We start from the raw sequence: 13,969 nt of genomic DNA, 5'->3' as shown, positions 1-13,969 counted from the left end.
GAAATAATCTGAAGTCAACACTTTTTTGCAAACGATTGCATAAAATTTTTATTGCATTCATGGAAGAAGTAGAAACGGTTCCTGGGCCCCTCTACCCAAAGGGGCGGCCGAGCATGAAAAAAAGCGTTTCAGCTGATGAGCTGAAACGCTCCTGTCATCGATGATGTTTGATGACTTCACGAGCAAAATCATTCATATCCCCAACGTATTCAAATGTCCCTTTCATCACAGGATAGATATTCTTTATCCCGATTTCTCCAAGTGATGAGGCGATGAAAGTGACTACATTCAGTTTGCGCATCTTGAAGATGGCACTGAATACCGAGGCAAGATGATTGATGTAGTCTCTGGGGTTCTTCATATCCTTGTCCGTGTTTTTCACCCGGTTGATGTATGTTGCTGCTCTCGGAATCTCCTGACCGATTTCGACACCGTCTTGTGCTGTCACCTGGTAATGCGATTCCGTCATCTCCTCGATGGACCGGTAGGCACGACTCAGGATGATGTCCTTGAAGCCTGGTGAAAGCAGCCTCGTTGCGAGTCCATTCATCTTTTTCGTAAGAAATTTTTCAATAAACTGTGCGCTTTGCACCCTTTCTTCAAAGCGTGCATCCTTTTTTTCAAAAATGCGGTCGAGCTGTGCGCGCAGCTCCGCAATGCCCGCGCCCTCTTTGACACTTGTAAAATAGTAGTGGAGCGGCTGGTCAATCTGCTTCTTGAAAGTGACATGCAACTCAGTATCCTTGTCATTCATCAGGATTTCCTGTGACCTTTTCCCTGAAACATCGACAAGCGTATCACTTTTGTTATAGACGAAAGTGATATGGATTCCTTTCTTCGCAAGGTACCTGATGGTCGCCTCATCCGCATCGCGGATTTTTGAGGAAAAGACATACAGTACATGCTTGATATCCGTTTTCGCAATCAGCTTCCTGTACTGTTTTGGTGAATATTCAGTTGTGCCAACACCCGGAAAATCAAGTATTCTGCCCCGTGCGCCATAAGGGTGCTCAGTTACTGTACGTGTGGCATCGGTCTGGGCCGATATATGGGAATCTGCATCTGCAAGCCTGTTCACCAGGGCACTCTTGCCTGCATCCACCTGGCCCAGTACAGCGACACGGTAATCGATTGTCGATTCTACATATTGATGATAGGCCATGATCAGTGGGTGGCGCTCCATATACTCACCTCGATTCATATTGTCTCTTTATTCCGTTTACCCATGAACCAGCTGATGATAAACCCGGCAATCGCAGCCACTGCCGTAAAGAACCAGGACAGGACCGTTTCCGGCAGACCTGGGTAGATGGCAAACACGGAGCCGATTACCAGACCCAGTATGAGCGCATAGGTCAGGTACGTATAGTGCACAAGCATGTACTGGATGATCCGGCTGGCCAGAAGCAGTCCAAGGACGATGCCGGCACCGACAGCGATCAGCACAGGCAGTATTTCCAGATTGAAAGCTTTGAGCTGATTCACGGAATAGATGACAATGCTGTAGGAACCGAGTATCAGCAGTACAAGAGAGCCTGATATGCCAGGCAGCAGCATGGTCATCGAAGCAAGGATGCCGCTGAAGAACATCTTGCCGAGAAGCGGCAGTGTGACTACCAGATCCTCAGGCGGGGTCTCATTTCCTCTGACCAGGCCGAGTGCAAAGAGCATGGTGACTGCGAGAAGCACCAGTATGTAATGCGGGGTGCGAAATTCCACTCTATAGTCGGAAACTCTGAGCATCATAGGGACCACACCAAGCACCAGCCCGATAAAGAACCAGTGGGTAGGGACTGTATGATGATCAAGCAGGTATTCTATCAGCGACGTGAGTGTCAGAATGGCAATGCCCATGCCAATGACCAGTGGCAGCAGGAAAAGGATTGCCTTTTTGTAGTGTTTTGTTACGATTCTGCTGATGGCTCCGAGAAACTCGTCATAGATGCCGAGCAGCAGCGCCATCGTTCCGCTGCTGACACCAGGAATCAGTTCACAGATGCCCATCAGAAAACCTTTGAATATATTCATCCATCTTATCATTCGGTACATACCTCGACTTTTCATTTTATACCATCTGATTGTAGCATATATCCGGCTGATAGTTGCCCATGTCATGCAACCGGATTTGATAAACCGCTTCTATACTGATATAACTGGTTTAACACTTAAATCGTTAGGAGATTGCACTGTGAGAGATCTAGGTATTTACTTCGGCACATTTGCACCTTGTCACGTTGGTCATTTTGAGCAGGTCATCCGTGCGAAACGGGAAAATAGGCATGCGTTCGTCATAGTCAGCGGTTACGAAGGGGATCGGGGAGGCAATTATGGCATGGTATTGGATAATCGGGTCAAGGCAATGCGCCAGCTGCTTGGCCCGGACGATAATGTGACAGTCCTGAAACTCGACGAAACACACATTCCAAGATATCCACATGGTTGGGAACCATGGCTCGAAATGCTTTCAGAAACAATCATGCATGAAAAGGATGCGCTTCCTTTTGAAGTCGGAGCGTTGACGTTCTATGTCGGAGAGGAGGAATACATTGAACCATTGCATTATTTCTTCTCCAGAGTATATCCGGACATCGAGACAAAAGTCACCATGGTGGATCGCAAAATACTCGGTATCAGCGGTACGAGCATCCGAGAATCCCCCATACTCAACTGGGATTATGTCATGCGGCCCTTCAGAAGGTTCTTTGTTCAGAACGTTCTGGTCATCGGTGCCCCGGGGACGGGCCGGACATCGATGGTCCAGGATCTCGCCAGACGCTATTCCACCAGCTATTCCACAGAGTATGCAAAAACCTACTGCAAGGAGCAGCGCATTGCAGAAGACGAGCTGGATGCAAGGGATTTCCACACCATAGGCATCGGCCAGTTTGAGAACAACAGGCATCACATCCACTCACCCGGTACACGAAAAGTCTTCTTCGCCGATACGGATGTCATGACTACCAAGGTCAGCATGAAAATGTATGCCGATGGGGAAGAATTCAACCGGCTCAAATCGGTCTTCGACTATTATATCCATCTGCAGAACTGGTCGCTGATCCTGGTGCTCCCCCCCGAAGCACCCATTGATGAAAAAGTCGCAAATACCGACTACCAGAATACAGTACACCAGATGATCATGGCAGAGCTGGAAGAGCAGAACCTGCTTCATATCACCCATACTCTGGATGGTACATCCTACAGGGACCGTTACCAGGAAGCACATAGGCGCGTTGATGAAATATTGATGGAAGGCAAAGATAACTGATGGAAACGCTTTAAATTGTAATTTTACAACTTAACCGATATTTTTTCCGTGTGTTTATGGAAAATACAGAAAAAACTGATATTATAGTGTACATCTATTCAATGGAGGCCGATACAAATGGAACCTAATCTGCTGCTTACACCTGGACCTACGCCAATTCCCCCACAAGTGACACACGCCATGTCCGCCGGGATGATCGGGCACCGCTCTTCCGACTTCACTTCCCTGATGGAAGATGTACAGTCCAATATCAGAACCCTGTTCGGAACGGACCATTCCGTTGCCATCCTCACCTCCAGTGGAACCAGTGCACTGGAAGCTTCAATGATCAACCTGATTGAGCCGGAAGATGCCATTGTCATCATTGTCAGCGGCGCATTCGGTGACCGTTTCAGAAGTATCGCAAAAACATACCCATATGAAGTACATACGTATGAAGTGCCGTGGGGCGAAGGATTGGATATTGAAGATTTCAAAGCTTTCCTCACCGGCAAAACGGATATCAAAGCAGTATTCTCCCAAGCCTGTGAAACTTCTACAGCCGTAGTCCATCCGATAAATGAACTGGGGCAGCTGGTAAAAAGCTACAGTCCGGATACCTTGTTCGTAGTGGATGGTGTCAGTGCGGTCGGCGGCATGAAGTTCGACATGGAGGCGGACGCCATCGACTGCCTGGTGACAGGCAGCCAGAAGGCGCTCATGCTGCCGCCAGGACTTGCTTTCGTAGCAATGAATGAAACAGCACGTGCACGTGCCGCCAACAACCCACTTTCAAGATTCTATCTGGATATCAACAAGTATTTTGATGCACTTGAAGCACACTCCACACCTTTCACTCCGGCCGTCTCCCTCATACAGGGGCTGGCGCAAGTGCTCTCACTCTACAAGGCAGAAGGGGTGGAGAAAGTATTTGAACGCCACTTGAGCATGCGCAACATGCTCCGAGCCGGACTCGAGGCATTGGACCTCGAGCTCCTTGTGGATGATGCATACGCCTCCCCGACCGTCACGGCTTTCAGATCCGATGAAGCAGAACTTGCACATATTAAAGATGCACTGAAGAAAAAGCATGGCATCACCATTGCCGGCGGACAGAAGCATCTCAAAGGGCAGATACTACGCATTGGACACATGGGCTACATGTTCCCAAAGGACATGCTGACCGTTCTTGCAGCGCTCGAGGCAATTTTAAGCGACTATCGCAATCAGCAGTACTATGGCAAAGCATTGGCTGCTGCACAGGAGGCATATTATGAATAAATTCAAAGTACTTGTACTGGATCCGATCAGTGAAGATGGCATCAGGGAACTGCTCAATCATCCGAACTATGAGGTGGATATCAATACAGGCCTGACGGAAGCGGAAGTTCTGGAAATTGTAGGGGACTATCATGCACTGATTGTCAGAAGCCAGACGACCATCACCGAGGAAATCATCCAGCGTGCACGGCCACTTAAAGTCATTGCACGCGCAGGCGTTGGTGTCGACAATATCGACATCGATGCTGCGACAAAGTATGGCGTCATTGTCATCAATGCACCGGATGGCAATACGATTTCCGCCACCGAGCATACGCTGGCAATGATGCTGGCACTCACACGCCAGATACCTGCAGCCCACAAGCAGCTGTCGGAAGGTGTATGGGATCGTAAAGCCTACAAAGGGACAGAGATGTACGGAAAGACACTCGGCATCATCGGCGTCGGTAAAATCGGCTTCGGTGTTGCACGCCGCGCCCGGAGTTTCGGTATGAGAATCGTCGCTTTCGACCCCTACCTTTCTGATGAAAAAGCTCAGGAGGCGGACATAGTAAAAATGGAAATTGATGAAATTGCCAGGAATGCGGACTTTGTAACTGTTCACACACCACTGACCCCACAGACAAAAGGCATTGTGGGCAGGGAGTTTTTCGATAAGGCAAAACCGGGACTCAAAATTGTCAATGTCGCACGTGGTGGCATCATTGATGAATCAGCACTGCTTGAAGCACTGGATGCAGGCAAGATCGGTGGCGCTGCGCTCGATGTGTTTGAAAATGAACCTCCGACCAATCAGAAACTTCTCGGCCATCCCCAGATTGTTGTTACACCACACCTTGGTGCATCGACTATTGAGGCACAGGAAAAAGTGGCAGTCAGCGTTTCCCGGGAAATAATCGATATACTTGAAAACAATGTAATCATTCATGCTGTAAATGCCCCGAGGATGAATGAAAACATCAATGAAGAACTTAAGCCCTATATCAATATTGCAACCCACATGGGCAAGGTGGCGATCCAGCTGATGAACCGGCCACCATCCGAGATCAAGCTCAAGTATCACGGAGAACTCGCACTCGATGACACCAGCATTCTGACACGCTCGTTCGTGGCAAACATGCTGAGGCCACACCTCGGGGAAAACGTCAATATCATCAACGCCCTATACCTGTTGCAGGAGCAGGGCGTAACGTACAAGGTGGAAAAGCAAGGCAAGACACACGGCTATAATAATTATCTGGAAGCGGAACTGATCAATAATGACGAAACACTGACTGTTGGTGCAAGCGTCTTGAACGGCTATGGTGAGCGGATTGTAAAAATAAACGGATTCCAGGTTGATATCAAACCGACGAAGCATCTGCTCTTCATCAATCATGTCGACCGTCCCGGAATCATCGGGGAGATGGGATATACACTGGGCAAGTACAGCATCAACATCGCATCCATGCAGCTCGGACGAAGAGATGAAGGCGGCGAAGCGATGCTTTCCTTGAGGCTCGACCAGACTGTAGGCAAAGAAGCATTGGAAGAACTGATAAAAATCGAGGGCTTCCACCGGGTCAAACAGGTCAATCTTTCCTGATGCAAAAAAGCCATCACTTCAAGAGTGATGGCTTTTTAATATGATCTCTTCCACTCCAAGGACAGTGTCGACCATGTGCTCTACGCCCAGAGCTTCGAACCTTGGAATGATTGCATGCCCAGTCAATCCTGTCAGTGTTGCGATGAACTCCGATCCGATCGACTCTGCACAATAGTAGTCGGCTACAGAATCTCCTATGATGAATATCAGATCGTCCGATATGTTGTTCTGATCCACTGCATCTTTGAAGCGATTGACATCATGAGCATACAGGCTCCAGAGATAGCTGTACGGATGGGGTTTCGCAAGCGAGACTTCCACCTCATCCACTGCTTCAGCAGCAAGCACCTCGGAAGCGGTGGATATTCTATTATCACGGAATATATCCGTCAGTCTTTCCTGCTGGAAAGGGATAAGCGTCTCCTGTCTCGGCCGGCCGGTAGCAACACCAATTTCAACACCCGCCTCAAGCAGCCGGTTCAGCATGCCTCTGATATCCTCGGGGTCCACAATCCACTCTTCATCATGAATAAAACCCGGCTTGTCCGCCTCCTCAGGTTCAATACCTGTGGATGTCTTTACATCTCTGCTGCCCAGGTACCATTCCTGGTATTTGTACTGCCCTATTCTCCATATCGGTCCTGACATCTCAAACGCTTGAGCGTCCTCGATGCCAAGGTTCCTTCTGACATACGCCATGAGTGCATCATAGATGGTATCTTTAGTATAGTCGTCCGCTTTCAGGAAATCGACGACTTTGGCATAGTTCGCCTTCTGCAGGCCAAGCATTTCTCCGACACTATGAATGTCAGCGATATCCACATTTTCAACATTGAGCTTTGCATCTTTCATCAACTCGATATATACAATTGAAAATGTAACAAAAAGCATATCCCAGTTTGAATTCAAACCCATCTGTTTGAACCGGTCGAGCACCTCATCATTGCTGAATGTTTCAGCTCTTATTTCATTTATTTCCTTATCGCTGTAATCGGTGCGGAACTGATATGTATCCAGATTCAAATATCTCGGACTATACAGAAGCTCATGCACTGCCAGTGCAGATACATCAAAACATCTTTCCTCACTCAGAAAAACACCATCCACATCAAATAGTACGACCGTCACTATCTTGTCCTCCCCATCCATATTAAATTATAATCTTAATTTTCTCATATCATATGGCGAATGTCGACAATGCTTTATATGAATAAATTTCTATTGAAATACTATGAATTTCCAATAGTAATTTTACACTATTTATATATTGAATCATGCACGTCAGAGGACAAATCGAGACAAAATTACAAAACCATCGAGAAAACGTTTTACCTCAAATATATAATTTTAACCCGGGTTAATTTTTTTATTCTGGTGCATTTTGATAAGTTTAGCACTATAATGTAAGTCGTAATATGAATGGTTAATATTGCGTAAAGATCATTAATATAATGTTAAGGTATTCATTACCTGGGTGGAGGAATATTTATGGAACTCAGTCCGATGGAAGTCATTTTTCTATTTCTTGGCGGACTTGGTATTTTTCTTTATGGTTTAAAACAAATGGGGGACGGATTACAGGCAGTAGCAGGAGACCGCCTGCGTGAAGTACTGAATCGTATGACTTCCAATCCCATAAAGGGGATAATTGCAGGGATCATCGTCACTATCCTCATTCAGAGCAGTTCAGGAACGACAGTCATAACCATTGGGCTTGTTTCCGCCGGATTCATGACCCTGCGCCAATCCATCGGCGTGATCATGGGGGCGAACATCGGAACCACAGTCACTGCTTTCATCATCGGTCTGAAGATCGGTGACTATGCACTACCGATACTGGCACTTGGTGCCTTCATGATCTTCTTTATGAATCAAAGTCCAAAGTTCAATAATATAGGACGTGTACTATTTGGATTCGGGGCACTCTTCTATGGTCTTGATCTGATGGGTCAGGGTGTCAAACCACTGGCCGACCTGCCGAGCTTTGGTGATCTGATGCTCAGCATGTCCAACAATTCCTTCCTCGGACTCGTGGTTGGTACTTTACTGACGGTTGTTGTCCAAAGTTCAAGTGCAACGATTGCCATACTGCAAGGATTCTACTCCAACGACCTTTTGGACTTGAATGCAGCACTACCGATTCTTCTTGGTGATAACCTTGGTACTACCATTACAGCCGTTCTCGCAGCACTTGTCGGTTCGATTGCTGCCAAGAGAGCCGCCGCTGTCCATGTCATCTTCAACGTCATCGGCGCAGTGATATTCATGATCATCATGCCATTTTTTGTGCAACTGATTTCATATTTGAGAAACGTTCTGGAACTCAATCCCGAAATGACAATCGCCTTTGCCCATGGTTTCTTCAACGTATCCAATACACTGATACAACTGCCATTCATTGCGGTTCTTGCGTGGATTGTAACACGGATTGTACCCGGCAAGGATTTTTCCGAGGACTACAAACCGAATCATCTCGACCCTCTGCTTCTCAGACAATCTCCTGGTCTTGCACTGCAAGGCGCGCAGAAGGAAGTCAAAAACCTCGGTAATCTTACATTGAGCATTCTTGAAGATACACAGGAATTCAGTAAAACTGAGAATCCGAAACTGTACAAGCAGATCAAGGAGAAAGTAAATGTCGTCGATACATTGCAGGACAGCTTAAGATCCTATCTCATCGACGCATCGAAGCATGATATATCTGCCGAAGACGCGGAAAGGCAGTCCACGCTGCTTGAAGTATCGCGCATCTTCTACAAAGTCAGCGGACAGATTGATGAATTTGCCGAGCTCTATAACCGCAAGCATCGTGAAAATATCGACTTATCAGAACCTGCCCAGGAGGGACTTGATGATCTGTTCGACCACGTGTACAAGTCATTCAAGAAGTCGATAGATTCTCTTGATATCTATAGTCCTCAAGATCTGGAAGAAGTCATCAGACTGAGCCAAAAGTCGTATAAAATAGAAAACAAACTGAGAAAACAGCATGTAAAGCGCCTGAACAAAGGCATCTGTTCCACCGATGGAGGATTGCTCTATGTCGACCTCATCAGTACTTTGGAACGTATCGGCTATAATGCCAGAAACATCTCCGAAACAAACTTGAGCGATGAAGACGAAGATCTCGCTGAAGAATTTACAATATATGAGTAAGCAAAAGAGCTGGGCCAATGGCCCAGCTCTTTTTATACTTTCCCTTTCAATAACGCATACCAGTACATGATAGGCAGCATATTCTTCTTGAACTGATAGAACAACCACTTGTCGTCCGACTGGTTGAGAAACGTGGATTCTTCAGGCATATGATTATAATCGAACTCAGCGAGTATCAGATGGCCATATTCTGTTGCTATAGGGCATGCTGTCTTACCATCATACTTATGGGACGGTGCTTTATCATCCATCCGTTCCAGCAGATTCTTGACCAGAATCGGCATCTGCTCCTTGACTGCACTGCCCATCTTGAATGTCGGCAGACTGGAGGCATCCCCCAGTGAAAACACGGTTGTATAGGTGTTATGCATCATGGTGTGGCGATCCACGCTCACCCATCCTTCCGGGTCAAGCAGTCCGGAATCTTCAAGTACTGAAGGCCCGTGCATCGGCGGCGTGATGATCAGCATTTCAAAAGGAATAACATGAAGTTCGCCCGTCCCAAGGTCTTTGAAGACTGCTTCCTTATGCTCTCCTCTGACTTCGACGAGCTCCTGTTCCAGTTTGTAGTCTATCCCCTTTTCATCCAGTTGTGCCGTCAGGTTGTCACTGTACTTCTTGACTGGAAAAATCTCATTGCTGCCACTTCGAAAGACAAGATTGACATCCAGGTCATGATCCTTCACATATTCATCCATGGTAAAGAGCGAGTTTTCGGCTGAAACGCCCCCTTTTATTTTGGACTGCGGTTTGGTCACAACAATATTACCTGCCTTCACGTTCTGCAGTGTGTCATAAGTGTAATTGACCAGATCATATATATAGTTGGTACAGACGCCATTCTTTCCGAGCGATTCCCTCGCACCTTCAATTGCATCATAATCCAGTTCGATGCCGAGAGCCACTACAAGAAAATCGTATTTGACAATGCGGTTCCCGGCTTTTACTTCCCTTTTGACAGGATCGACATGTCTGACTGCTTCCTGGAGCCACCTGACGCCTTTAGGCATCACCCTGCTCATCGGTTTCCGTGTGGATTCAAGCTTCATTTCTCCACTGCCGACGAGTGGCCAGCCCGGCTGGAAATAGTGATGGTCCCGAGGTTCTATGATCAATATGTCATTTGCCAGTTTTTTATCTTCACTCAGCATACGGTTTGCTGTGGAAATGCCAGCAGTGCCTCCACCAAGTATAATCAGTCGATAATGCTGTTTCATGCTTTCCGCCTCCTCCGTTTTAGTTATCTTTCCCCTTTAGTCATAAGTTTATTCAATAAACCTATGGCAATGTTTTCCTTCTTCTATTAACATGTAGTTAAATGAAAAGGTGGGGAAAATTTTGAATATTGAAAACCATTTGGAAGATTTCAAGAATGAGATAAGAAAAGTGATCGTCGGACAGGATGAGGTACTGGATTTGATTTTCATCAGTATCCTCAAAAAAGGGCATATTCTTTTTGAAAGTGTACCGGGTACAGGCAAGACGACATTATCAAAAGCATTGGCCAGAACTATTGGCGGCTCTTTCAACAGAATCCAGTTCACACCGGATCTGCTGCCGACGGATATTACCGGCTTGAATATGTATAACCCGAAAACACATGATTTTGAACTGCAGATCGGTCCCATAGATACCAATGTACTGCTGGCAGATGAAATCAATCGGGCAACACCACGCACCCAGTCTGCCCTGCTCGAAGTCATGGAGGAACGGCAGATTACAATAGACGGAAAAAGAATCGAAATCGCCGACCCGTTCATTGTTCTGGCTACACAGAACCCAATAGAGTCGACCCAGGGAACATTCAGCCTGCCTGAAGCACAGATGGATCGTTTTCTGATGCGTATCGACCTCGGGTATCCATCACGCAGGGAAGAACTGGATATGATGGCTTTACATAGTGATGCCAGCGCTCCAAAAGCCGTACAGCCTGTTTTCAGCGAAGCATTGCTTGCAAAGCTTCAAATCAGAGTTGCAAATATCACAGTCGATCCGTCCGTTAGGGAATATATGCTCGACATCATCGAAAAGACCCGGCACCACGAACACGTAGATGTTGGTGTATCGCCACGCGGTACATTGGCTTTGATGCATGCTGCACAAGGCGTCGCCATGATTCGGGGTAGAGACTATGTAACGCCGGACGATATAAAATATATCGCACCGTACGTCCTCCCTCACCGGCTGGTATTGAGCCTTGAAGGACTGACCCTGTCGGATCAGAATACCGTCCTGAAAGCCATTCTTGACGATGTTGAAGTTCCGGTCGAATATGGGGTATCGCCGGATGCACTATAGAACCCAATACCGCCCTTCAAAATCAATGGCATTCTTTACAGGTGCAGTGCTCATCCTCCTTATAATGAATATATTGTATAGTGTGGATCTCAATCCATTGCTGGTGCTCGCTCTTGGCTTTTTCATGTCCTTTTTCGTACTGGATCTTATCTATGAGAAGATCGTACCCGGAAAGCTCGTAGCTTCCATACGCAATAAGGACATCAGATTATTCAAAGGACAGGAGAACGTACTCGAAATAGAGATCAGAAACGAGGGCTGGATGCCAATCCTCAATGCCGCTTTCAGACTGACAGCCGGCGATGATATCCAGTTTGAGAAAGATATCTCTCTAAAAACAAGATACCAGACTGAAACAATCGCTTCTTTTACAGTCATGCCGAAAAGCAGCACCATCCTGAAAGTGCCGTTCAAAGCCAGAAAACGTGGAGTCAGTAAGATCATCAGGACAGACATCGAAGTACCTAGAATTTTTGGATTCGGTTCTCTTTTCCTTGTCCAGTCCGGAAGATCCTCGCATGAAATAATGGTCTATCCTGAACAGCTGCATACACCGCCGTTTGATATGAGAAATAAAATGATACAAGGTCTCTTCATCCAGAGAAAGGCAATGTTCAATGATCCAATGCTGACAGTCGGTACAAGGGACTATCATCAGAGAGACAGCATGAGGGACGTCCATTGGAAAGCCAGTGCAAAAACTGGAGAACTCAAGACCCGGATCTATGAGAAGACGACACACCTTTCATGGATGATTGCAATCAATTTGAGATCTGAAAAGAATTATGCGCCTCCGGCGAATATTGAAGCGGTCATTGAGAATATCACCTATCTTACCAGTCGCGCTGCTGAACTGCAGATACCGTACAGTGTGTTTACCAATCTGTCATCCTTCGACTCCAACACCTTCCTCAGCCGCGTTGAAGGCAGCGGTGGACTTCATTATAAAAGCACACTGGAAGTACTTGCACGTATCAATACTTTGTCTTTTACATTAAGCTTCGATCGTCTTCTGAAACACCTATATCTGCATGAAGCGCTGCCTTCCCATCTGCTCTTCACGGGCAGAACCGACCCGGCAATTGAGGAATTACTCATGTCTTTCCAAGCAAAAGGTGTGGAGATTTTCCAGGTAGAGGAGTCAGGTGTGCAACCTTACAATGCGTATAGAAGGAGTGGCAGCCGTGTCCCAATCTAAATATTATTTCTCCTTTTTCCATGCATACGCGACGAACATGTTTCTACTGTATTTCGTAGTACTATTCATCAATACACATAATGGCAAGACACCTTCCACCCTGTCTTTCATTCTGCTCGTTATTGCCATACTGCTCTGCGGCTGGTGTGTCGTCCACTATTTCAGTCTGCGGTATATTTATATATTGCTGCCGATCATACTTGCAGCCGCCCTGATGCTCGATTTTCATTGGCTGTCGGCGCTACTGGTCAGCTATTTGCCGATACTGCGCATGGAATATCTGTATGATGATCTGGAAGCGACCATGGCAGACTTATCGATCATCATTACATTCCTTCTGCTTATTGCTGTATCCGTCTTCCAGACAGAGGCGACTTCAGAGTATATGACGCTTTATCATATTCTGCTCATCACCCAGATACTGTTCCATTTTGTCGGGAGAATAATCTATCTGCTATTTGACAACGCCTACTCATGGAGGCGGAGGTCAATCATATTCCTCACTTGTTTTTCAGTATTTATAACGCTTGGCGTTGCACTGTCGTTTGCCTACAGGTATGCTGTTTTCGCTGCCCAGTACATCGTCTTTCTACTGCTCAGCGTTACCGTTTTTATACTGCGTCCATTTTTCAGTTTTCTGGAAACTGTCGAACTTGAAATGCCTGATCTCCCAGACAGTGAAACAACCGAGCAGCAAGGAGAGGAACAGACGGAAATAATTCAGGAAGAGTCACTATCTTCCAATTACCCATTCGACTCCATCTTGATGATTCTGCTGGTCCTACTGCTCGGTGCAGGGCTTTACTACTACTATAGGAAAAGGAGCCAGCCTTCTGAGCAGCACAAGGCTGCAGGGAACAACTCCCGATTCAATACAGTAGACACCATCAGAAAGGAAAAGAGCAGAAAAGCAGAAGTACCTCACAACAAAGTTCGTAAACTCTATTTCGAATTTGAAAGATGGCTCGCTTCAAAAGGAATGGGGAGATATCGTAATGAGACAATAGACGAATGGATCGGTCGTTGCCAGCTGCAGGATATCATTGAGTCAAGTACTCTCGAAACATATCGGCGAACGCGCTATATGAGCAAAGAAGTCCCGAACGATGAATACAAGGTCTATAGGCAAACGATCGAAAAAATGAAAAAGGAAATCATAAACGATATAAAAAAGCGGCGATGAGATACTTACCTCATCGCCGCCTGC

Annotated in this window: 11 protein-coding genes; 7 read left to right on the top strand and 4 right to left on the bottom strand. The window is 46.5% G+C overall.

Annotation, left to right across the window (positions count from 1 at the left end; translation table 11 throughout):
* Window positions 1-154 precede the first annotated feature (154 nt).
* Window positions 155-1,201 carry a GTPase domain-containing protein gene (locus FO441_RS07155; RefSeq protein WP_237605649.1) on the bottom strand — a complete coding sequence of 349 codons (1,047 nt, stop codon included), beginning with the start codon at window positions 1,199-1,201 and terminating at the stop codon, window positions 155-157.
* On the bottom strand, window positions 1,198-2,028 hold the full coding sequence (locus FO441_RS07150) for a DUF368 domain-containing protein (RefSeq protein WP_237605650.1): 831 nt from the start codon (window positions 2,026-2,028) through the stop codon (window positions 1,198-1,200). The genes FO441_RS07155 and FO441_RS07150 overlap by 4 nt, the downstream gene beginning before the upstream one ends.
* A 160-nt stretch (window positions 2,029-2,188) precedes the next feature.
* Between FO441_RS07150 and FO441_RS07145 the strand changes: the two genes are divergently transcribed.
* The 3 genes from FO441_RS07145 (at window position 2,189) to serA (ending at window position 6,110) form a co-directional block, all read left to right on the top strand.
* On the top strand, window positions 2,189-3,265 hold the full coding sequence (locus tag FO441_RS07145; RefSeq protein WP_145287891.1) for an AAA family ATPase: 1,077 nt from the start codon (window positions 2,189-2,191) through the stop codon (window positions 3,263-3,265).
* A 117-nt stretch (window positions 3,266-3,382) separates the two neighbouring features.
* A complete protein-coding gene (locus FO441_RS07140; protein WP_145287889.1) occupies window positions 3,383-4,525 on the top strand; it encodes a pyridoxal-phosphate-dependent aminotransferase family protein in 1,143 nt (380 codons plus the stop codon).
* Window positions 4,518-6,110 (top strand): phosphoglycerate dehydrogenase, encoded by a 1,593-nt coding sequence (gene serA, locus FO441_RS07135; RefSeq protein ID WP_145287884.1) that lies wholly within the window; start codon window positions 4,518-4,520, stop codon window positions 6,108-6,110. The genes FO441_RS07140 and serA overlap by 8 nt, the downstream gene beginning before the upstream one ends.
* Window positions 6,111-6,128: 18 nt before the next feature.
* Here serA and FO441_RS07130 read toward each other — a convergent pair whose 3' ends face one another.
* The gene (locus FO441_RS07130) at window positions 6,129-7,238 is read right to left on the bottom strand and encodes an HAD family hydrolase (protein ID WP_145287881.1); all 1,110 of its coding nucleotides are present in this window, start codon (window positions 7,236-7,238) and stop codon (window positions 6,129-6,131) included.
* 360 nt (window positions 7,239-7,598) lie between these two features.
* Here FO441_RS07130 and FO441_RS07125 point away from each other — a divergent pair, with 360 nt between their 5' ends.
* Window positions 7,599-9,266 carry a Na/Pi cotransporter family protein gene (locus tag FO441_RS07125; RefSeq protein ID WP_145287878.1) on the top strand — a complete coding sequence of 556 codons (1,668 nt, stop codon included), beginning with the start codon at window positions 7,599-7,601 and terminating at the stop codon, window positions 9,264-9,266.
* A gap of 32 nt (window positions 9,267-9,298) precedes the next feature.
* On the opposite strand, the gene FO441_RS07120 is transcribed toward FO441_RS07125, so the two are convergent.
* Window positions 9,299-10,483 (bottom strand): NAD(P)/FAD-dependent oxidoreductase, encoded by a 1,185-nt coding sequence (locus tag FO441_RS07120; protein ID WP_145287875.1) that lies wholly within the window; start codon window positions 10,481-10,483, stop codon window positions 9,299-9,301.
* Window positions 10,484-10,604: 121 nt separating this feature from the next.
* On the opposite strand from FO441_RS07120, the gene FO441_RS07115 reads away from it, so the two are divergent.
* From FO441_RS07115 to FO441_RS07105, 3 genes are read left to right on the top strand one after another with little or no spacing between them, the layout of a single operon-like run.
* The gene (locus tag FO441_RS07115; RefSeq protein WP_145287872.1) at window positions 10,605-11,564 is read left to right on the top strand and encodes an AAA family ATPase; all 960 of its coding nucleotides are present in this window, start codon (window positions 10,605-10,607) and stop codon (window positions 11,562-11,564) included.
* The gene (locus FO441_RS07110) at window positions 11,554-12,762 is read left to right on the top strand and encodes a DUF58 domain-containing protein (protein ID WP_186365500.1); all 1,209 of its coding nucleotides are present in this window, start codon (window positions 11,554-11,556) and stop codon (window positions 12,760-12,762) included. Before FO441_RS07115 ends, FO441_RS07110 begins: the two co-directional genes overlap by 11 nt.
* A complete protein-coding gene (locus tag FO441_RS07105) occupies window positions 12,749-13,945 on the top strand; it encodes a hypothetical protein (protein WP_145287866.1) in 1,197 nt (398 codons plus the stop codon). The genes FO441_RS07110 and FO441_RS07105 overlap by 14 nt, the downstream gene beginning before the upstream one ends.
* Window positions 13,946-13,969 lie beyond the last annotated feature (24 nt).

It is taken from the genome of Salinicoccus cyprini, assembly GCF_007713705.1.
Lineage (GTDB): Bacteria > Bacillota > Bacilli > Staphylococcales > Salinicoccaceae > Salinicoccus > Salinicoccus cyprini.
Note: the sequence above shows the minus strand (reverse complement) of the source record. Positions and strands in the feature narration are given on the sequence as shown.

Bases quoted from the DNA above. Each gene is read 5' to 3' on its own strand.
- FO441_RS07150 (WP_237605650.1), bottom strand. From the start codon at position 2,028: ATGAATATATTCAAAGGTTTTCTGATGGGCATCTGTGAACTGATTCCT.
- FO441_RS07155 (WP_237605649.1), bottom strand. From the start codon at position 1,201: ATGAATCGAGGTGAGTATATGGAGCGCCACCCACTGATCATGGCCTAT.
- FO441_RS07140 (WP_145287889.1), top strand. From the start codon at position 3,383: ATGGAACCTAATCTGCTGCTTACACCTGGACCTACGCCAATTCCCCCA.
- FO441_RS07120 (WP_145287875.1), bottom strand. From the start codon at position 10,483: ATGAAACAGCATTATCGACTGATTATACTTGGTGGAGGCACTGCTGGC.
- FO441_RS07125 (WP_145287878.1), top strand. From the start codon at position 7,599: ATGGAACTCAGTCCGATGGAAGTCATTTTTCTATTTCTTGGCGGACTT.
- serA (WP_145287884.1), top strand. From the start codon at position 4,518: ATGAATAAATTCAAAGTACTTGTACTGGATCCGATCAGTGAAGATGGC.
- FO441_RS07110 (WP_186365500.1), top strand. From the start codon at position 11,554: ATGCACTATAGAACCCAATACCGCCCTTCAAAATCAATGGCATTCTTT.